The sequence below is a fragment of the Sphingopyxis sp. EU05-FHT14B03 genome (genome assembly GCF_058790875.1).
Genome location: NZ_JBYTDC010000001.1, coordinates 639,259 through 660,170, shown reverse-complemented (window position 1 = coordinate 660,170; position 20,912 = coordinate 639,259). Strand labels below are relative to the sequence as shown.

Genomic DNA, 20,912 nt, shown 5'->3' with positions numbered 1-20,912 from the left:
AGCGTTCGTCGAAGGCCTTGCCGATGGCGTCGATCCATCCCCGGCGCCGATCGCGGGTTTTTAATTGCTGCGCTGGCGCAGGCTTGCCGGGGAAAAGCCGAACCGGCTCTTGAAGGCGTTGGAAAGATGCGCCTGATCGGCAAAGCCGCAGCGGTGCGCGATGTCGACCAGCGCCGCGCCGCGGCGCGCCAGGTCCATCGCGGTCGACAGGCGGATGTCCTGCAGGAAACCGTGCGGGGTGACGCCGACCTCGCGCTTGAACTCGCGCGCGAAATGGGCGCAGGAATAGCCGAGGCGGTCGGCCATGTCCTGGACGCCGATCTTCGCCTCCAGATTGCCTTCGATCCAGACGCGCAGATCGGCGACCATATAGGGCGCGATGCCGCCGCGCGCCGATGCGGCGGGCGACGCGGGGGCGCGTTGGTGCATCGCCAGGATGAAGCTGTCGATCAGCGACTGGGCCAGTGCGCGATCGCCGCTCGTATCGCGTTGCTCGTGGCAGAGCTGCTCGATCAGCGCCTGGAACAGCAGCGACAAAATCTGGTCATGGTCCGACCAACCCGACGTGTTGTCGGCCCCCCGCCGCGCCCCCAGCGCCGGATGGTCGACGATCGCAAAGGCCCAGCGGGTCCACAGATCGTGCCGGATATTGAGCGGGGTACCCGCGGGATGGATGAACAATTGATGCGAGGGCAGGGTGGCGGGAACCCATCGACCATTTTCATGGATTTCGACCGCCAGCGGCTGCCCGGTGATCTGCATGCCGATCAAATGGCCTTGCAGCATCAGCGACCGGACGTCGCAGCCGCGATTGTGGCCGACCTCCAGATGCATCCCGCGCCAGCCCTTTTGCGACGAACAGCGTTCGACGACCAGGTCCGACTGGTGGCGCGCATAGATCGCGCGATCACTCTTAAAGAAGCTTCCCAGCATCCTTGCCTCCCGCGATGCCGCGCTTTGATGCGCGGTCGTCGACAGCTTATCACGCCCGGTCGGGCATGGAAAGATATCTAGTCAGTCGATTAATTAGCAGGATTCTACAAATTAGCAGGAATCGTCAAGAGCCGGGCGCGCAGCCTTCCTAAGAGCGGGGCATGAGACCGGCAAATTTCCAATCCCCCCGCATGCCCGCAGCCCGCAATGCGCTGACCCATCTTGACCGCTTGGAGTCGGAGGCGATTCACATCATGCGCGAGGTGCTGGCGGATGCGGCGGCGCCGGTGATGCTGTATTCGGTGGGCAAGGACAGCGCGGTGATGCTGCACCTGGCGCGCAAGGCTTTCTATCCCTCGCCGCCGCCGTTCCCGCTGCTCCACGTCGATACGACGTGGAAGTTCCAGGCGATGTATGAGCTGCGCGACCGGATGGCGGCCGAGAGCGGCATGGAGCTGCTCGTCTACCAGAACCCCGAGGCGAAGGCGCGCGGGATCAACCCGTTCGACCATGGCCCGCTGCACACCGACATGTGGAAGACCGAAGGGCTGAAGCAGGCGCTCGATTTGCATGGCTTCGACGTCGCCTTTGGCGGCGCACGCCGCGACGAGGAGAAGAGCCGCGCCAAGGAGCGCATCTTCTCGTTCCGCACCGCGAGCCATGGCTGGGATCCCAAGAAGCAGCGCCCCGAGCTGTGGAACCTCTACAATGCCCGCAAAGCGAAGGGCGAGAGCATCCGCGTCTTCCCGATCTCGAACTGGACCGAGCTCGATATCTGGCAATATATCGCCCGCGAGAATATCCCGATCGTGCCGCTCTACTTCGCCGCGCCGCGCCCGACGGTGGAGCGCGACGGGCTGCTGCTGATGGTCGACGACGACCGCTTCCCGCTCCGCGAGGGCGAAGTCCCGGTTGAGCGCTCGATCCGCTTCCGCACCCTCGGCTGCTACCCGCTCACCGGCGCGGTCGAGAGCGAGGCGGCGACCTTGAGCGAAGTGATCCAGGAGATGCTGCTGACGACGACGTCGGAACGGCAGGGCCGCGCGATCGATAAGGATGGCGGCGACGCGTCGATGGAGAAGAAGAAGCAGGAGGGGTATTTCTGATGACCGACAGCCCCGACGCCCCCATCTATGTCACCGACGCGCTCATCGCCGAGGATATCGACGCTTATCTTGCGCAGCATCAGCAAAAGTCCTTGCTGCGCTTCATCACCTGCGGCTCGGTCGACGACGGCAAGTCGACGCTGATCGGACGGCTGCTCTACGACAGCAAGATGATCTTCGAGGATCAGCTGGCGGCCTTGGAAGCCGACAGCAAGCGCGTCGGCACCCAGGGCGGCGAGATCGACTTCGCTTTGCTCGTCGACGGCCTCGCCGCCGAGCGCGAGCAGGGGATCACGATCGACGTCGCTTACCGCTTCTTCACCACCGAGAAGCGCAAGTTCATCGTCGCCGACACCCCGGGGCACGAGCAATATACCCGCAACATGGTCACCGGCGCCTCGACCGCCGACCTCGCGGTGATCCTGATCGACGCGCGCAAGGGCGTGCTGACCCAGACCCGCCGCCACAGCTATCTCGCGCACCTGATCGGCATCCGCCATATCGTGCTCGCGGTGAACAAGATGGACCTCGTCGATTACGACAAGGCGGTGTTCGAGCGCATCCTGCTCTCGTACCGCGCCTTCGCGACCGAGATCGGCATCACCCAGTTCACCGCGATCCCGATCTCGGGGTTCAAGGGCGACAATATCACCAGCCTCTCGGACAACACCCCCTGGTACAAGGGGCCGGCGCTGGTCGAGCATCTGGAAGCGGTCGAAGTTGCCGCGCAGCGCGATGTCGAGACGCCGTTCCGGATGCCGGTGCAATGGGTCAACCGGCCGAACCTCGACTTCCGCGGCTTCTCCGGCCTCATCGCGGGCGGCTCGGTCAAGCCGGGCGATGCGGTGCGCATCCTGCCCAGCGGCAAGACCTCGACCGTCAGCTGCATCGTCACCCTCGACGGCGATCTCGAAGAGGCCGTCGCCGGGCAGTCGGTGACGCTCTGCCTCGCCGACGAGGTCGACTGCTCGCGCGGCGATGTGATCGCGCTCGCCGATGCACCGCCTGAAGTGGCGGATCGCTTCGAGGCGACGCTCGTGTGGATGGCCGACGAGGCGATGATCGCGGGCCGCGCCTACTGGCTCAAGCTCGCGACCCAGACTGTGTCGGCGACGGTGCAGGCGCCCAAGTATGAGATCAACGTCAACACCCTCGATCATCTGGCGGCGAAGACGCTCGAGCTCAACGGCATCGGGGTCGTCGAGGTCGCGACCGACAAGCCGCTGGTGTTCGAGGCCTATGGCGACAACCGCACGCTCGGCGGGTTCATCCTCATCGACAAGCTGACCAACGCGACGGTCGCGGCGGGCATGCTGCACTTCAGCCTGCGCCGCGCCCAGAATGTCCATTGGCAGGCGCTCGATATCGGGCGCGAGGCGCACGCTGCGCTCAAGAACCAGAAGCCCGCGGTGCTGTGGTTCACCGGCCTGTCGGGCTCGGGCAAGTCGACGATCGCCAACCTCGTCGAGAAGAAGCTGCACCGGATGAACCGGCACACCTTCCTCCTCGACGGCGACAATGTCCGCCACGGGCTGAACAAGGACCTCGGCTTTACCGAGGCCGACCGCATCGAGAACATCCGCCGCGTCGGCGAGGTCGCCAAGCTGATGACCGACGCCGGGCTGATCGTGATCACCGCGTTCATCAGCCCGTTCAAGGTCGAACGCGACATGGTGCGATCGATGCTCCCCGCGGGCGAGTTCGTCGAGATCTTCGTCGACACGCCGCTGGTCGAAGCCGAGAAGCGCGACGTCAAGGGGCTCTACAAAAAGGCCCGCGCCGGCCAGCTCAAAAACTTCACCGGTATCGACAGCCCTTATGAAGCGCCCGAAGAACCGGAAGTCCGCGTCGATACCACGGCTTTAAGTCCGGACGAGGCCGCCGACCTGATCGTCGACAGGCTGATCGGATGAGCGCCGTCCTGGACGACGCCGCGCTCGCCGCGCATCTCGCCGACTATGCAGGCCGCATCCTGCTCCTCGTGCGCGACTCTGGCCTCTTCACCGGCAAGGCGCTCGGCAAGGCGGGCGACCAGGTCGCCAATCAGTTCCTGATCCATGCACTCCGCGAGCAGCGGCCAGACGACGGCCTGCTCTCGGAAGAAAGCCAGGACACCCCCGACCGGCTCGGCAAGCGCCGCGTCTGGATCATCGACCCGCTCGACGGCACGCGCGAATATGGCGAGGGTCGCAGCGACTGGGCGGTGCATGTCGCACTCGCGATCGACGGCTTGCCCGTCATCGGTGCGGTCGCGCTGCCCGGCCTCGACGGCGGCATCCTGCTCGCCACCGACCGCGCGGGCCCGCTCCCCGATGCCGCCGCGCGCCCGCGCCTCGCGGTCAGCCGCACCCGCCCCGCCGCCGAAGCGCTGGCGGTCGCCGAAAAACTCGGCGCTGAACTCGTCCCGATGGGGTCGGCGGGCGCCAAGGCGATGGCGGTCGTCCGCGGCGAGGTCGACATCTATCTCCACAGCGGCGGCCAGTACGAATGGGACAGCGCCGCGCCCGCGGCGGTCGCGCTCGCGCACGGCCTCCACGCCTCGCGCATCGACGGCGCGCCGCTCGTCTACAACCAGCGCGACGTGGCGATGCCCGACCTGCTGATCTGCCGCAAGGACATGGCCGACGGCCTGCTCGCGGCGTGCCGCAATTCACACATCGGGGGGAAAGACGCATGACGGGTTTCGACACGGCGGACGGCGCGCGCGCGCTGGCCGCGGCGCGCGCGGAGAGCGGCATCGACCGCGAAGAACCACAGGATTTCCGCGCCGCGCTCGACGCCTTCTACCATTTCGCGCGCCGCAACACGCCGACCCCCGAGGGTCTCGCGCAGCTCGACACGATGGTGCGGCGCCTGCTGATCAACCGGCTGCGCTTCGCCGACGACCGCGCGCGCCACCCCGAAATCCTGACCGAAAATGTCGCCGACCCGATCGTCGTGCTCGGTTTCCCGCGCAGCGGCACCACGGTGCTGCAGCGGATGATGTCGGCCGATCCGGCGATGCAGTCGCTCAAATTCTGGCGCCTGCTCAACCCCGCGCCCTTCCCGGGCGATGCGCCGCATGAACCCGGCGGGCGGCTGGCCTATGCCGAGGCGGTCGCCGACGCGATCCGCACCGGCAATCCCGCGCTCCACGCCGCGCACCCCGCGGTCGCCGACGACGCCGACGAGGACTGGAATCTCCATCATCTCAGCTTCGAGCATGTCGGCCAAATCTACACCGGCGTCCCCGATGCCGATTATCTCGCCCATCTTCGCACGCTGCCGCGCCGTCCGAGCTACGCCTATGTCGCCGACCTGCTGCGCTATCTGCAATGGCAGGACGGCGGCCGCCGCGGGCGCAAATGGATATTGAAGAGCCCGGTGCATGTCGGCCATCTCGAGGAGATGCTTGCCTGTCATCCCGGCGCGACCTTCGTCTATGCGCGCCGCGATTTTCGCACCGTCGTCGCCTCCTTCTGCAACGCGCTCGAAGCCGCAGGACAGCCGTATCTGACGCGCTCGGCCGCCGCGATCGGGCGTATCGCGCTCGAATATTGGGTCCCCGAAATGCATCGCTTCCAACAGGCGCGCGTCCGGCTCGGGGCGCGGCTCAAGATGATCGAGGTCGATTATCGCGAGATGCTCGCCGACCCGATCCCGCATATCCGCGAGATTTATGCGCAGGCCGGGACGCGTTTGTCGGACGATGGCGAAGCCGCGATCCGCGCGTGGATCGCCGACAATCCCGCCGGCAAGCACGGCATCAACCAATATTCGCTGGAACGGTACGAACTGACCGATGCGATGGTCGACGAGGCCTTTGGCTTCCTCGACGCCACCAGCAAGGAGACCAGGGCCCATGTCTGAATCCGCAACCGGCTATACGCAATTTCTCGAAGCAGCGCGCGAGGTCGAGGCGATCATTCGCGCCCACCCCGGCACCACCGACGCCGACCTGGCGGAGGGCTATCATTATCTGTCGGGCATGTGGATTTTCCACGTCGAACGCGCGTTCAAAAGCTATGACGTCGATCGTCCCGCCTTTGTGCGCGACATGGACAATGTCCGCACCTGGGGCCTGCCCACCCCCGACCATCATTATTACAGCGCCCAGATCGACGGCACCGGCGTCTATCGCCTGTTCGGCAATCGCGGCACCACCGTCGATTATTGCTTCGAACTCGTATCGGGGCTCGCCGGCGACGACGGGGTCGTCGGCGACCGCATCGGTGTGCTCGAATCGAGCCGGTTACAGATCGAGGCCGACGGTCATTTCGAACTGTGGATCGGCGGCCCCGAACGCCCCGGCAACTGGATGCCCTGCGACCAGCGCGCACGCTGCCTGTTCGTGCGCCAGACCGTCAACGACTGGCTGACCGAACAGCCGACCCCGATGCTGATCGAGCGGATGGACCAGCCGACGCCGATCCCGCGGCGACCGGCGCTGGCCGACGTCCAGAAACTCTATGCCATCGCGGCGAAAAACATGGTCGACCAGGTGCGCTTCCTCGACGATTTCGCGCAAAACTGGGGCAAGATATTGCCGGTCAACGCCTATCCGGCGCCGAGCGTGGGACCCGCGGATGCCGGCTATTTCCCCGGACAGTATAACACCAAGGGCCGCTGGGAAGTGCCGGCGGGCAAGGCGCTCGTCATCACCATCGAACCGAACGATGCCCGTTACCAGAGCCTGGCGCTCGCCCATCCGCTGTGGTTCAACAGCCTGTCGCCGCGCTCGGTCCAGTCGAGCATCACCGGGGCGCAATCGCTGGCGTCTAGCGACGGGCGGTTTCGCTATGTGATCGCCGGCGAGGACCCCGGGGTCTGGAACTGGCTCGACACCACCGGCATCACCTCGGGCTTCATCTTCATGCGGTTCCAGCAGCTCGCCTCGCGCACCCCACCGGGGGCGCCGCGCACCAAACTCGTCTCGCTCGCTGCGGCGCGCGACGAATTTCCCGCCGACGAACCGCGCGTCTCGCCGACCGAGCGCCAGGCGATCTCGCGGCTGCGGCGGCTCTCGGCCGACCGCCGCTATGCCTAAATGGCCGCCGGGCGGCAGACCCGGATCGAATAATGTCACTTGATAACAAGGATATGGGGAGAGAGAAGATGATTGTTTCGCACAAAATCTTGATGGGTTCGACCGCCATTCTGATGGCCATGGCCGCGGTGCCCGCCGCCGCGCAGAGCGACCCGGCGGCGCCCGCCGCCGAGGAGAATGACGGCAACGACGGCATCATCGTCGTGACCGCGCAGCGGCGCGAGGAAGCGTTGCAGGACGTTCCGATCGCGGTGTCGGCGTTCCAGGGCGACCAGCTCCAGTCGACCGGCATCGACGGCCTCCGGCAATTGTCGCAGATGGCGCCGTCGCTGGTGGTGCCCGAGGGCGGCAGCCAGTCGGTGCCCTATATCCGCGGCGTCGGCAGCCGCAACATCACCCCCGGCAACGAGTCGAGCGCGGCGGTCTATATCGACGGCGTCTATCAGACCGACAAGACGGGCATTCTGCTCCAGACCTTTCCCGAGGTCGAATCGATCCAGGTGCTGCGCGGGCCGCAGGGGACCTTGTTCGGGCGCAACGCCACCTCGGGCGCGATCCTGATCTCGACCAGGAAGCCGAGCCAGGATTTCGGCGGCATGGTCGAGGGGACGTTGGGGACCGACGATCGCGGCGCGCGCGCCTATGTCACCACCGGACTTGGCGAAAGTCTGGCGTTCAGCGTCAGCGGTTTCTATCGCTATGAAACGCCCTACATCACCAACCGCAACCCGTCGAACGGCATCGGCAAGCGCACCGGCGAAGAGGAAACCTATGGTTTCCGGGGCAACCTATTGTTCGAGAGCGGCGATTTCTCGGCCATGGTGCAGGGCAATTATATCAAGGGCTATACGACGCCGATCATGGCGATGCAGCCCGCGCCGGGATCGCCTTTCTCGATCGGCGAGGCGGTGTCGGGGGTCGATATCCGCAATCCGAAGCGCAGCTATTATGGCGAGGTGCCGCCCGAGGTGCGCTACGACAGCTGGGGGACGTCGCTCCACCTCGACTATGATCTTGGCGACATCGCGATCAGCTCGACCAGCGCCTATACGCGCAGCGGTTCGGGGGTTCAGCTCGACCTCGACCTGTCGCCCGCCTCGGTCTTCTGGTTCGACACCGACCTCAAGGGCCGCACCTGGCAACAGGAATTGCTGGTGTCGTCGAAAGGCAGCGCGCCCTTCCAGTGGCTGCTCGGCGGATTCTACATCAACTATCGCGACGGCTACACGCAACTCGACCAATATGTCGGGCTTCCGGTTCCGAGCAAGCTCCAGCCGCATGTCATTCCGCAACGGCTGCTCGACCTGTCGGCGCTCGGCCTCGGGCCTACGTCGGGGCTCGCCTATATCGATCTCAGCACCTTCGTGAAAATCGAATCGGTCGGGCTGTTCGGCGAGGCGTCGTACGAGTTCGGGCAGGGGACAAAGATCACCGCCGGGCTGCGCTACACCGACGAGACCGCGACGCTCGACGCGGACAATGGCAAGGTAACCTATGTCCCCGACGGCGCCGGCGGGGTCATCGCGATCCCGCAGACGATCGGCGACGTCTGCGCCGCCGATCCGCAATGCGACGGGCTGAGCACCGGTTTTTCGGAGCTGACCTATCGCCTCGTCCTCGACCATAAATTCTCGGACGATCTGCTCGTCTATGCGAGCTACAATCGCGGCTTCAAGAGCGGGGTGTACAACATCTCCTCGCTATCGGCGCGCGCGACCGAGCCCGAAACGATCGATGCCTTCGAGGTCGGGCTGAAATCGCAGCTGTTCGACCGCAAGCTGACGCTCAACCTCGCGGGCTATTATTATAAATACGACAATCTGCAGGTGCCGGTGGTCGATCCCGCCACCAACACCCAGATTTCGATCAACGCGGCGAAGGCGACGATCTCCGGGTTCGAGGCCGAAATGTCGTTCCGCCCCGACGACCGGTTGACGCTGAACGGCAGTTTTTCGACCTACTTCCAGTCGGAATATGACAGCTTCCCGAACTGCGAAATCTATCGCCCCGCGGGGGTCGGGCTGGCGCTCGCGACCAACGCCGATTGCTCGGGCGAGGATCTGCCGGTCACGCCCAATATCATGGCCAGTATATCGGCGAACTATAAGCTGCCGCTCGGCCGCGACGGCGAACTCGAATTGGCGGGACTGCTCAGTTACACCGACGAATTCGACCATGCGACCCACGGCTTCTATCCGGCGGGGATCGATGCCGGCGGCACCCCCTATCCGGCGGGCGAGGGCCGAGCGCCGATCCAGAAATCGCTGACGACGCTCAACCTGTCGGCGACCTTCCGGCCGCTGAAGGACAATCTCTACGTCACCGTCTGGAGCCGCGACCTGCTCAACCAGGGCGACCGCGTGTACCGCAACATGCAGACGACGACATTCGGCTATTCGACGGCGCTCGGCCGCGGGATCACCGGGGGCGTCACGATCGGCTATAAATTCGGTTCGTGACGGCGTGACGAGGCGGCGGGGCGGCGAAAAAGGCGATAAGGGCATCGCCGGCGGTCCCGCCGCCTTAGCCGTTGGGTGGTTGGTGCTGGGCGTTGCTAGTGGGAAAGCCGCGTTATAAATCCCGTTCGTGTCGAGCGAAGTCGAGACACCCATCTGGAGGGCGTGCCTTCGGGGTGTCTCGACTTCGCTCGACACGAACGGAATTGGAGGGTGGCCGCTAAGATCACCCCCCCAGGGCGCATCGCGCAAAATAATGTCCGCGCCGCGCCACGCCATCGCCATCGTCGGGCCATTGGTGTTGCCCGACGGGATCGCCGGCATGATCGAGGTGTCGATGATCCGCAGCCCCTCGACCCCGCGCACGCGCAGCGCCGGGTCGACGACCGAGGCGTCGTCCTTGCCCATCCTGCAGCTGCCCACCGCATGATAGCCGCAGGTCCCGAACCGGTCATAGGCATCGAGGATTTCGGCGTCGGTGGCGAAGGTAGGCCCGGGCAGCGTCTCTTCCGATATCATGCCCGCCAGCGGTTCCTGCTTCGCATAATCACGCATCACGCGCACCGCGCCCGCCATCGCGGCGCGATCCTCGTCGGTGTCGCGGTAATTGGGCTTGAAGCTCGCCGCGGCATCGGGGTCGCGCGTCGCGATATGGATGCTGCCGCGCGAGGTCGGGCGCAGCGGATAGATCACCGCGTTGATCCCCGGATGTTTTTCGAGTTGCGTGCGCTGCGTCGCCATGTCGAAGCTGAACGGCGCGATCAGCATCTGGACGTCGGGGCGGTTGAGCCCGGGGCGCGACTTGAACCAGCCACCGATCTCATAGGCCGCCGCCGACATCGGGCCGTCGCCGGTCAGATAATAGCGGAGCGTCGCGAGCAGCAGCCGCCAGCCGCCGAAGACGCGGTTCTGCGACAGCGCCGCTTTGGTCAGCTTCCACTGCATGATGATGCCGCGATGCTCGATCAGCCCTTCGCCGACCTGCGGACTATGATGGACGAGCGAAATGCCGAGCGCGGCGAGGCGGCTCGCGTCGCCGATCCCCGATCGTTCGAGGATCGCCGGGCTCGCCATCGCGCCGCCGCAGAGGATCACCTCGTGGCGTGCGTCGATCCGCTCGCGCTGGCCGCCCTGGACGACCTCGACTCCGACCGCGCGGGTGCCGTCGAAGATCACGCGGTCGACGGTGCGGTCGGTGAGGACGGTGAGGTTGGGGCGCTTTTCGGCGGGGCGCAGGAACGCCTGCGCGGCGCTCTGGCGCTTGCCCTTCCAGATCGTGCGCGGGGCATAGCCGATCGCGACCTGATCGTCGGGGGCGTTGATGTCGGGCTTGTTCGCCCAGCCCATCGCCTCGCCCGCCGCGACCTGCGCGTCCGAAATCGGCAGGCGCTGGGTCGGCATCGATATCTTCATCGGCCCCGCATCGCCGCGCGTTTCGCCCGCGCCCAGTTCGTGGTTCTCCAAGGCGCGATAGGCGGCGCCGATATGCTCCCAGCTCCAGTCGTCGCTCGACTGTTCGGCGATCGCGTCGAAATCGGCGGGCTGGCCGCGCACATACATCATGCCGTTGACCGACGACGACCCGCCGAGCACGCGCCCGCGCACCCATGCCTCGGACTGGCCCGCGGTCGATGCCTCGGGCTCGCTCATATGCACCCACAGATGCTTGGGATCCTGCATCACCTTGGCGAGTCCCTTGGGCATCGAAATGAAGGGATGGCGGTCGCGCGGCCCCGCTTCGATCAGTGCGACCGTCACCGCCGGATTCGCCGACAAGCGATAGGCGAGCACGCAGCCGGCGGCGCCTGCGCCGCAGATAATATAGTCGAAGTCCATGAGCCTATCCCTTCGATTCCGGCCATTTTTACGGCGCTTTCACCCGCACCATAAAAAACTATTGTTATTAGGTAAAGGGTCGAATAGGCTGAGGCCAACGAAAAGGAGAGGATTGGCGATATGGGTGAAGTTCGTGAAATTGCGCGCCCCGCCCGCAAACTGACCACGCTCGCCGATCTGACCCCGAGCCAGATCGAGGCGATCCGTAAGATCCCCGCCGAAAAGGACGCGGTCGTGGTCCCCTTCGGCGCGACCCGCCCCAACGCGATCTTCACCGGCCAGGACCGCTATGACCGCGAGCAGGAGCGGATCTTCCGCCGCTTTCCGGTCCCTGTCACCCTTTCGGCGCTGCTCGAACCCGGCAGCATCGTCGCTAACGACAGCTATGGTTTCCCCATGCTCGTCTCGCGCACCCGCGACGGCACGATCAAGGCCTTCGTCAACGCGTGCCAGCACAAGGGCTCGAAGATCATCGAGGATTGCGCGGTCCACAAGCAGAGCCGCATGACCTGTCCCTATCACGCCTGGACCTATGGCATCGACGGCAAGCTGATCGGCGTGTCGCGCAGCGAGGCTTTTCAGGGGCTCGACAAGAACCAGCGTGGGCTGATCGAGCTCGAAGCGCGCGAGTGGGGCGGGATCGTCTATGTCCAGCTCAACCGCGACATCCCGGCCGACTGGTCGAACCTGTCGCAGCAGGTCGCTGACGATTTCGACGCGCTCGGCATCGGATCGGCGCATGTCTATGGCCGCAAGACGTTCGATTTGCAGGCGAACTGGAAGGTCGTGCTCGAACCCTTCCTCGAGGGTTATCATGTCCAGCGGCTCCACGCCGCGTCGATCGGCGACCGCTTTCAGGACGCGCCGAACATCGTCGACATGTTCGGGCCGAACATCCGGCAAGTGTCGGGGCGCATCGGCTATGTCCCCGAAATGCTGGACGAAGAGGCCGACGGCAATGTCCACAAGCTGGTGACCCACGCTTACACGACCTTCCCCAACTGCGTCGTGGTGACCAGCCAATATTATATCAGCGTCATGCTGCTGATGCCGCGCGGTCCCGCCCGAACGACGGTCGAATATTTCATGCTTACCCCCGAAGCGGCGTCGACGCCGAAGGCCGAGGAGGTGTTTGCGCGCTCTTATGAGCTGATCCTCAGCGTCTTTGGCGGCGAGGATTTCCGGGCGGCCGAGATCAGCCAGCAGGGGCTGAACGCCGGGGTGCCCGAAGAAACGATCTATTGCGGGCTCGAGACCAATATCATCCATTATTATGAAGCGATCGAAGCACTGCTGTAACGACGGACCCGGCGATAGATCGGACAGAGAGGGACTGAATGGCGCAGACATTGCCGGGTGCGATGGATTGGTGGGCGCGGATGCGGCCCGAGCAGCCCGCGGTGGTGCTCGGCGGCGACCGGCTGAGCTATGGCGAATATAAGGCCTGGTCCGACCGCGTCGCCGCGATGCTGGAGGCCGACGGACTGCAGCCGGGCGATCGCGTCGCGATCTGTTCGACCAACAGCCTCGCTTATTGCGCGCTGATCATGGGGATCATCCGCGCGGGCGGGATCGTCAATCCGGTCAATTTCCGCTTCACGCCGCGCGAAATCCGCGAGTTGTGCGAGACGACCGAACCGCGCTTTGCCTTTGCCGCCCCCGATTTCGAGGCAAATGTCACGGCGGCGGGGCTGATCCCGCGCGCCATGGCGGAGATAGAGGCGCTACGCCACGCCGCAGCCGCATCGCCGGCGCATGATCCTGTGCCCGAAGCCCCCGTCGTCATCATTGCGACCAGCGGATCGACCGCTAAGCCCAAGGGGGTCGTCTTCACCAACCGGTCGATGACCGCCTATGCGGCGTGCTGGGCGGTCGAGGAGGTCTCGTCGTCGCCGGGATCGCGCGTGATCACGCTCGCACCGCTGAACACCTCGGCGGGCTTCGTCCAACTCATCCATTATACGGTGCAGGGCTGTACGGTCTACATGGAACCGGCCTTCGTCCCCGACGCTATCCTGCAACTGATTCAGGACGAGAAGATCGGCTGTTTCGGCGGAGTGCCCACTTTCTTCGAGGCGATCACGCGCTGTCCGGGCTTCGCCGACGCCGACCTGTCGTCGATCCGCCTCGCGACCGCGGGCGGCGCGCGGGTCAGCCGGCAATTGCTCGACACCTGGAAGGCCAAAGGCATCACGATCCGGCAGATTTACGGCCAGACCGAAGTCGGCGGCAATGCGACGATGATGCCCGAGCATCTGGCGATCGAAGAGTCCGAGAAATGCGGCTGGGGCGGCGTCTTCATGGATCTGCGCGTGGTGCGCCCCGACGGCAGCGACTGCGACCCCGGCGAGCCCGGCGAGATATTGATGCGCTCGCCCGGCATGATGCAGGGCTATTGGCGCAATCCGGAGGAGACCGCGAAGGCGATCCGTGGCGGATGGCTCTATTCGGGCGACATCGGCACGCTCGACGAACGCGGCTTGCTGACCTTTGTCGATCGGATGAAGGACCTGATCATTTCGGGCGGACTCAACATCTCGGCCGCCGAGGTCGAGCGGGTGGTGTGCGAGTTTCCGGGCGTGATCGAGGCGCTGGCGATCGCCGCGCCCGATCCGAAGTTCGGCGAGACGCCTTTCGTCGTTTATCACGGCGCCGCCGAGGTCGACGTCGCGGCGCTGATCGACCACTGCAACACGAACCTGTCGAACTACAAGGTGCCGCGTTACGTCGCTTTCTCTGCCGACCCGCTGCCGCGGCTCGCGACCGGAAAATTGTCGAAGCCCGCGGTGCGCGAAGCCTATGCCGGCGCTCATGAGACGATGGAGCGCGTCAGATGAGGAGCCGTCGATGACCGCCGCCCAACTCGCCGCCGCGCCGGTGCCGCCGCACATTCCGGCGCATCTGGTGTTCGATTTCGACATTTATGCCGATCCGCGCATCGGCGAGGATGTGCAGGGCACTTACGCGGCCGCGCTGTCGGACGCGCCCGATATTTTCTGGAGCCGGCTCAACGGCGGACATTGGATCGTCAAGAGCTTCGACGCGATCAGCCAGATCGTGCTCGACCCCGAGCATTTTTCGGTGCGCGAGATGCAGATTCCGCGCGTCAAGAACCCGCCCTTCATGATCCCGCTAAGCCTCGATCCGCCCGAAAACCTGCCTTATCGCCGCGCGATGATGCCGATGTTCGGACCGAGCGCGATCAAGGCACTCGAACCGCGGATCCGCGAATGGGCCGCCGAGTTCGTCGAGGCGGTCGCGGGCAAGGGCGCGTGCGATTTCCAGGCCGATGTGTCGAAGGTGTTCCCGGTCAGCGTCTTCATGGAGCTGATGGGCATGGACCTCGCCCGGTTGCAGGATTTCCGCCATCTCGCAGAGGATTTCTTCTCGGCACAGAATGACGAAGCCGAATTGGGGCGGCTGAGCGCGTTGATCCTCGGTGAACTCAAGGGTCTGATCGCGGAGAAGCGCGCCGCGCCCGACGGCAAGCTGATGTCGCACTTCATCACCGTCGACGTCGACGGCCGGACGATGAGCGACGATGAAATTCTCGCTATGAGCTTCGTGCTTTTCCTCGGCGGCATGGACACGGTCACCAACGTCACCGGCTTCGCCTTCCAGCAGCTCGCGCAGATGCCCGAAGTGCAGGCGCGGCTCGCCGCCGATCCGTCGCTGATCCCTGCTTTCGCCGACGAGGCGGTGCGGCTCTATGGCGTCGTCAACACGCCGCGGCTGGTGGTCGCGGACAAACAGATCGGCGATGCTTCTTTTCGCGAAGGCGAGATGGTGCTCAATATACTCTGTCTCGGCAGCCGCGATCCCGCGAAGTTCGAGCAGTCGAACGTCTTCGACCTCGACCGCAAGAAGACCGCGCACCTGACCTTTTCGTCGGGTCCGCATCTGTGTGTCGGGCATGTTCTCGGCCGGGCCGAGCTTCGCATCCTGACCGAGGAATGGGTGAAACGCATCCCGGCGTTCCGTGCGACGGCGGGCGAACGCCATGCCTTTCGCATCGGCACGGTGATGGCGCTCGAAGCGCTACCGATCGAATGGGCGGTCTGACCTAGTCGGCGTCGCCGAGCGGCGCGCCGATGGTATCCGTGCCCAGGCGCCGCCTGACGCCGACCAGGAACATGCGCAGCGCCTCGACGAACATCTCCTCGTCGCCAAAGGGATTGTCGTCCACAGCCTTGGCGAAGTACGGATATTTGGCCGCATCGACCGCCGGGATCACCGGGATGCCGCGCACCTGAGCCGACGCCTCGAACAGCGCGGTTCCGAAGGTATATTTCTCAATCGCATCGATCACGGTCAGGTGGATTGAGGGGGGGTAGGGTTCCTCGGACGCCGCGCGTTCATAGGCGGCGAGCAGCAGGTGGCGCGGGAAATAGCGCAGCATCAGCGGTGCGGCATTGGGATGTTTGAGCAGGGTGCGGCGGGTCACCACGCAGCGCGCGATGATCTGTTCCTCGAAGGACAGCGCGGGATCGTTCACCGTCGGGATGCGCACGAACATCATGCGCGCGACCTCCTGGAGCAGTTCCGACTTGTCTTTGAAATGATGGTAGAGTGAGGGTGGCCGCACCCCGAGCTTGCGCGCGACGAGGTTGAGGCTCAGTTCCTCAAGCCCGACCTCGTCGATCACCTCAAGCGCGGCCTCGGCCGCATTGGCGCGCGATATCAGCGGTTTGGATGGCCGTGCCAACGAAATTTTCCCCTTGCCCAAATTGCTCATGGCAGCCCGGGCGGGCGCGTGCCAGTGCAAAAACGCCGCCGCTTGGGGTGGCCTGTTCAATCTATTGACGTTAGATAATCCCGAGATCATTGTCGAGTATGAGGAGAGCCAGTCGATGACGGATCACTTGCAGGCCCGTGTGTTCGTGTCTTCGGACGGAGTCGAACTTGTCGGTGATCGCGGCGGGGCGGCGGATGCGCCGTGCGTGATCCTGCTCCACGGCGGCGGGCAGACGCGACACAGCTGGAACCGTGCGGTTGACAGCCTGCTCGACGCGGGATTGCAGGTGATCAATTTCGACGCGCGCGGGCATGGCGACAGCGACTGGTCGCCCACCGGCGCCTATGCACTCAGCGACCGCGCGGCCGATCTGCGCGCGGTGGCGGCCGATCTGCGCGTGCCGTTCGTCCTTGTTGGCGCATCGTTGGGCGGAGCGACCGCGATCCAGGCGGTGCACGAAGGGCTGCGGCCCGCGGGCGTCGTGCTCGTCGATATCGTGCCCGAACCCGATCCGCGCGGGATCGAGCGCATCGTCGGCTTCATGCACGGGCATCGCGAAGGCTTTGCGAGCATCGACGAGGCGGCGGCAGCGGTCGCGGCCTATAACCCGCAGCGTGCGCGGCCAACCGACACAAGCGGGCTGATGAAGAATCTGCGCCCGCGGGAGGGGCGCCTGTACTGGCATTGGGATCCGCGCATCCTCGATACCGCGCCGAGGACGCATCATATCGTCGTCGAGCGTGCGACCGAAACACTGGGCGCGCTGGTCGACATGCCGGTGCTGTTGGTCCGCGGGCTGTCGAGCGACGTCGTCAGCGAGGCCGGGATCGCGGCCTTTCGGCGGCAGGTGCCGCGGCTTGAAATCCTCGACGTGCAGGGCGCCGGCCACATGGTCGCGGGCGATCGCAACGACGCATTCAACGACGGCGTGATCGCTTTTGCGAAGCGATTACTGATGCCGGTTTCGTGATAGAGTTTTGGCACTAAGTATCAGATTTTATGATGGATAATATGTGTCCGCCGAAAACCTTACGGCGTTAAATTTGCGATTGACTTTAAATCTAATGACTGTAGGTTAAATCCCACAGGGCCGCAGCTGACGGCTCGACCTTTGGGAGGAGACGGTCATGGATCGCAAAGTTTCGCGTCCTGCAATTCGCTACGCTTGCCTGGCATCGGTTATCGCGCTCGCGGCGGTTGCTGCGCCCGCTTATGCGCAGGACGCGCCCGCCGCGCCGCCGCCCGCCGACGAAGCCAATGTCGGCAACGACGCCGAAATCATCGTCACCGCGCGCCGCCGCGACGAGCGACTGATCGACGCCCCGGTCGCGATCACCGCGCTCGGCGGCGCGGCGCTCGACAATTACGCGGTCACCGACTTTAACGATATCGCACAGCTCGTGCCGACGATGGTCGCGGGCAAGGCGGCGTCGGGGTCGTCGGCCAGCATCTTCCTCCGCGGCGTCGGTTCGACCGCGCTCAGCGCGGGTTTCGACCAGTCGGTGTCCTTTGTCGTCGACGGCATGCCAATGAGCCGCGGCCGCGAGATCGGTCTCAGCCAATATGACGTCCAGCGCGTCGAAGTACTCAAGGGGCCGCAGGCCTTGTTCTTCGGCAAGAATGCCACCGCGGGCCTGATCGCGGTCACCACGAACAACCCGCGCGACGTCTTCGAGGCGGGATTCAAGGCGGGCTATGGTTTCGAGGCGCAGGAGAAATATGGCGAGGGTTATATTTCGGGTCCGCTCGCCGACGGGCTGCGCGCGCGCCTGGCATTTCGCATCGCAGACAGTGAGGGCGCCTTCACCAACACCGCCGCGGCGACCTATATCGATCCGTTCGGCCTCCAGCGCCACAGCAACAGCAAATATCGCGGCGGCGGCCGTACCTATAGCGGACGTGCGACGCTCGAATGGGACGCTACCGACAATCTGACTTTCCAGGTTAAAAGCGGCTACACCGACCAAAAGGACGGCGGCCCGACCGACATCATCGAGCGCATCTGCGGCGGTGGTCGCGCCACGCCCTTCGCCGCCAACGGCATTCCGCCGAGCCCCAATGCCGATTGCGTCATCAACGGCCGGTCGGACAGCTCGACAATCCCCGTTGAGGTGGCGAACCTCGATTATCGCTATGCCGGCGACGGACACATGTATTCGCGGCTCAAATCGGGTTTCGGTATCCTGACCGCGACGCTGGAGAGCGACGTTTTCGACGTCACTTCGATCACCTCCTATTACCGCTTCAAGCAGAACGACCTGAACAACGTGTCGGGTGAAGCCTATCCGGCGACCTTCTCGCAGCTCGCCGATTATCGCCAGACGTCGGAGGAACTGCGCTTCCAGTCGAAGTGGGGCGGGCCGGTCAACGTGCTGTTCGGGCTGTTCGCGTCGAGCAACAAGTTCATCTTCAACACCGATGCCTATATCTTCCCCTTGCCGGCTGTCGCCGCAGGGCCGACCTATGTGACGTTCAAGCGCGACAACGGCTTCACCGGCAGCTCGATGTCGGCGTTCGGCGAAGTGACGGCGAATCTGTCCGACGCGATCGAACTCGCGGCGGGCGCGCGGTACAGCTATGAATCGCGCGACAGCTTCCAGGCGTCGCTCGCCGCCAATCCCGCCTTTGGTGCGGCGTTTCCGGGCGGGCTGCGGCTCGACGATCGTTATCGCGAATCCGACGTCTCGCCGCAGGTCACGCTTCGCTACAAGCCCTCGCGCGACCTGACCTTTTACGCCGCGTACAAGGAAGGTTTCAAATCGGGCGGGTTCAATATTTCGCAGACCCTGACCCCCGCCGCGACCGTCGCGGCCGGGCAGTTCGGTGCCGAGCGCGCCCGCGGCGGCGAGGTCGGGGGGCGTGCGATCCTGATGGGCGGCGCGCTTTCGCTCAACGCGACGGCCTATTATTACGACTATCTCGATCTGCAGGTGCAGAATTTCGATCCGGTGACGATCGGGCAGGTCGTGGCGAATGCCGGTACGCTGCGTGTCAAGGGCATCGAGGGCGATTTCAACTGGCGTTCGGGCGGTTTCTCGCTCCGCGGGGCAGCGGCCTACAACAATGCGTCCTACAAGGATTATGTCGGCCAATGCTATGGTGGTCAGACGATCGCGCAGGGTTGCAACCTGCTCCGCCCGTCGCCCGCTGCGGCCTTCACCAGCCAGGATTATGACGGGCTGACCCCGCCCAAGGCACCGCGCTTTGCCGGTCGCCTCGGCGCCAGCTACGCGGTCGAGCTGTCGGATTCGGGCATGACGCTCGAAGCGAGCGGCGACATGAGCTATTCGGCCAAATATAATTTCTCCGACACGCTGCGCCCCGACGCGATCCAGCCGAGCTTCACGAAGTTCGACGCGTCGCTGCGCTTGAAAGGCCCCGACGATCGCTGGACGCTGGCGCTGATCGGCCGCAACCTGAGCAACAAGCTGGTGGTGACCGGCGGCTCGGAAATCCCGTTCACCGGTGGCACGGGAACGGGCACCGCTGGTCCGGGCGTGCTCAGCGACCTGTCGGCCTTCGTCGATAATCCGCGCGAATTCTACATCGAAGCCTCGGTCAAATTCTGATGCTCGGTCGCGGTTCGCGCGGCGCCAGATCGACGATGAACCCGGCGCCGCGAAAGCGGGCCGGGTTCATGTTGATCGTCTCGCTCGGCCTTGTGATGGCGCCGGCGAGGGCCGCGCCGTCCGACGTCGGTGATGGCGGCGTGCCGGCCTTTTACGCTTGGTCCGGTGCTTTGCCGGGCGAGGCGGGCGTCGTACTGGGCGAAGAGCCGTTGCCCGCCGATTTTTCGGTGCCCGGCGCGGGCAGGGCGACGCGCATCCTCTACACCGCGCGCGACGGCATCGCCGACGAACATATGGTGCCGGTTTCGGCCGCGGTTTTCCTCCCGCGTGGTACGCCGCCGAAGGGCGGCTGGCCCGTAGTGGCCTGGGCGCATGGCACCACCGGCATCGCTGACGTCTGCGCGCCATCGGCGCGCCCGCGCGGCGAGCGCGATGGCCGCTATATCTCGAGTTGGCTCGACGCCGGTTTTGCGGTGGTGGCGAGCGATTATCAGGGACTCGGCACACCGGGCATCCATCCCTATTCCAATTATCGCGCGAGTTCGTACAGCCTCCTCGACAGCGCGCGGGCCGTCGTGCGCGACGCACGTTACGGGACGGCCAATCAGGTCATCCTCGTCGGGCAATCGCAGGGCGCCGGAACGGTCGTCGCGGCCGCCGGCTATGCGCCGACCCACGCGCCCGACCTGAAGGTGCGCGGCGTTGTCGCGACGGGCGCGCCGAACCTATCGCGAGAAGCGATCGAGAGCGGACTCGCGTCGAGCGCGACCGACGTCATGGTCACCGGCGCTTATGCGATGATCGGCTATGAACTCACGCGCACCCATGCCGATCTCGATGCCGATGCGGTTTTCACCGAACAGGGGCGCGAGATCGAGGAGATCGTCGGATCGGCCTGCCTGCCCGACCTGATGAAGGCGGCCGCCTCACGCAACCTCGATCCGTCGAAGGCGTTTCGGCCGGGCATGCTTAAGCGGCTCTGGGATACCGACGTCGATTTGCGCTCGTTTCCGACGCTCGACCTCGCGGCACCGGTCTTTTTCGGCATCGGCGCGGCTGACACGGCGGCGCTGCCGATGACGACGCTGACCTTGGTCAACGACCTGTGCAGCCGCGGCAATGTCGTCGAGGCGCGTATCTACAAGGACAAGGATCATTCGGGCGTTGTGAACGCCGCCGCCGCCGATGCGATCGCCTTTGCCAAGGCGGCGATCGAGGGCGGACCGATCGCGCCGACCTGCAAGCCCTAGC

Annotated in this window: 14 protein-coding genes and 1 pseudogene; 12 read left to right on the top strand and 3 right to left on the bottom strand. The window is 65.1% G+C overall.

Translation table 11 applies throughout. The features are described 5' to 3' along the window. Nucleotides 1-60: 60 nt before the first annotated feature. Nucleotides 61-933, bottom strand: coding sequence for a helix-turn-helix transcriptional regulator (locus AC3WS4_RS03275; RefSeq protein WP_492736568.1), 873 nt, complete (start codon nt 931-933; stop codon nt 61-63). A gap of 191 nt (nt 934-1,124) precedes the next feature. Here AC3WS4_RS03275 and cysD point away from each other — a divergent pair, with 191 nt between their 5' ends. The 6 genes from cysD to AC3WS4_RS03245 all read left to right on the top strand — a co-directional run bounded on the left by cysD (nt 1,125) and on the right by AC3WS4_RS03245 (nt 9,524). Continuing rightward, nucleotides 1,125-2,039 (top strand): sulfate adenylyltransferase subunit CysD, encoded by a 915-nt coding sequence (gene cysD / locus AC3WS4_RS03270; RefSeq protein ID WP_492736570.1) that lies wholly within the window; start codon nt 1,125-1,127, stop codon nt 2,037-2,039. Further along, a complete protein-coding gene (gene cysN / locus AC3WS4_RS03265; protein WP_492742627.1) occupies nt 2,039-3,952 on the top strand; it encodes a sulfate adenylyltransferase subunit CysN in 1,914 nt (637 codons plus the stop codon). Before cysD ends, cysN begins: the two co-directional genes overlap by 1 nt. Beyond that, a complete protein-coding gene (locus tag AC3WS4_RS03260; RefSeq protein WP_492739803.1) occupies nt 3,949-4,716 on the top strand; it encodes a 3'(2'),5'-bisphosphate nucleotidase CysQ in 768 nt (255 codons plus the stop codon). Before cysN ends, AC3WS4_RS03260 begins: the two co-directional genes overlap by 4 nt. Next, nucleotides 4,713-5,888: a sulfotransferase family protein gene (locus tag AC3WS4_RS03255; protein WP_187142338.1), complete on the top strand. Its 1,176-nt coding sequence runs from the start codon at nt 4,713-4,715 to the stop codon at nt 5,886-5,888. The genes AC3WS4_RS03260 and AC3WS4_RS03255 overlap by 4 nt, the downstream gene beginning before the upstream one ends. Next, a complete protein-coding gene (locus AC3WS4_RS03250) occupies nt 5,881-7,065 on the top strand; it encodes a hypothetical protein (RefSeq protein WP_492739804.1) in 1,185 nt (394 codons plus the stop codon). Before AC3WS4_RS03255 ends, AC3WS4_RS03250 begins: the two co-directional genes overlap by 8 nt. A 68-nt stretch (nt 7,066-7,133) precedes the next feature. Next, a complete protein-coding gene (locus AC3WS4_RS03245; protein WP_492739805.1) occupies nt 7,134-9,524 on the top strand; it encodes a TonB-dependent receptor in 2,391 nt (796 codons plus the stop codon). Nucleotides 9,525-9,854: 330 nt separating this feature from the next. Here the strand turns inward: AC3WS4_RS03245 and AC3WS4_RS03240 are convergent. Further along, a pseudogene (locus AC3WS4_RS03240) lies at nt 9,855-11,357 on the bottom strand (GMC family oxidoreductase); the annotation flags it as partial. A 120-nt stretch (nt 11,358-11,477) separates the two neighbouring features. Here AC3WS4_RS03240 and AC3WS4_RS03235 point away from each other — a divergent pair. From AC3WS4_RS03235 to AC3WS4_RS03225, 3 genes are read left to right on the top strand one after another with little or no spacing between them, the layout of a single operon-like run. Further along, nucleotides 11,478-12,656 carry an aromatic ring-hydroxylating oxygenase subunit alpha gene (locus AC3WS4_RS03235; RefSeq protein ID WP_492739806.1) on the top strand — a complete coding sequence of 393 codons (1,179 nt, stop codon included), beginning with the start codon at nt 11,478-11,480 and terminating at the stop codon, nt 12,654-12,656. A gap of 38 nt (nt 12,657-12,694) precedes the next feature. Then, nucleotides 12,695-14,194 (top strand): class I adenylate-forming enzyme family protein, encoded by a 1,500-nt coding sequence (locus AC3WS4_RS03230; protein WP_492739807.1) that lies wholly within the window; start codon nt 12,695-12,697, stop codon nt 14,192-14,194. A 10-nt stretch (nt 14,195-14,204) separates the two neighbouring features. After that, entirely contained in the window at nt 14,205-15,419 is a 1,215-nt protein-coding gene (locus tag AC3WS4_RS03225) for a cytochrome P450 (RefSeq protein ID WP_492739808.1), read from the top strand. Nucleotide 15,420: 1 nt separating this feature from the next. Here AC3WS4_RS03225 and AC3WS4_RS03220 read toward each other — a convergent pair whose 3' ends face one another. Then, nucleotides 15,421-16,062: a TetR/AcrR family transcriptional regulator gene (locus tag AC3WS4_RS03220; RefSeq protein WP_056351936.1), complete on the bottom strand. Its 642-nt coding sequence runs from the start codon at nt 16,060-16,062 to the stop codon at nt 15,421-15,423. 145 nt (nt 16,063-16,207) lie between these two features. Between AC3WS4_RS03220 and AC3WS4_RS03215 the strand changes: the two genes are divergently transcribed. The 3 genes from AC3WS4_RS03215 to AC3WS4_RS03205 all read left to right on the top strand — a co-directional run bounded on the left by AC3WS4_RS03215 (nt 16,208) and on the right by AC3WS4_RS03205 (nt 20,911). Next, the gene (locus AC3WS4_RS03215; protein ID WP_492739810.1) at nt 16,208-17,062 is read left to right on the top strand and encodes an alpha/beta fold hydrolase; all 855 of its coding nucleotides are present in this window, start codon (nt 16,208-16,210) and stop codon (nt 17,060-17,062) included. A gap of 157 nt (nt 17,063-17,219) precedes the next feature. Beyond that, a complete protein-coding gene (locus tag AC3WS4_RS03210; protein ID WP_492739812.1) occupies nt 17,220-19,661 on the top strand; it encodes a TonB-dependent receptor in 2,442 nt (813 codons plus the stop codon). A 68-nt stretch (nt 19,662-19,729) separates the two neighbouring features. After that, nucleotides 19,730-20,911: a lipase family protein gene (locus tag AC3WS4_RS03205; RefSeq protein ID WP_492739814.1), complete on the top strand. Its 1,182-nt coding sequence runs from the start codon at nt 19,730-19,732 to the stop codon at nt 20,909-20,911. Nucleotide 20,912 lies beyond the last annotated feature (1 nt).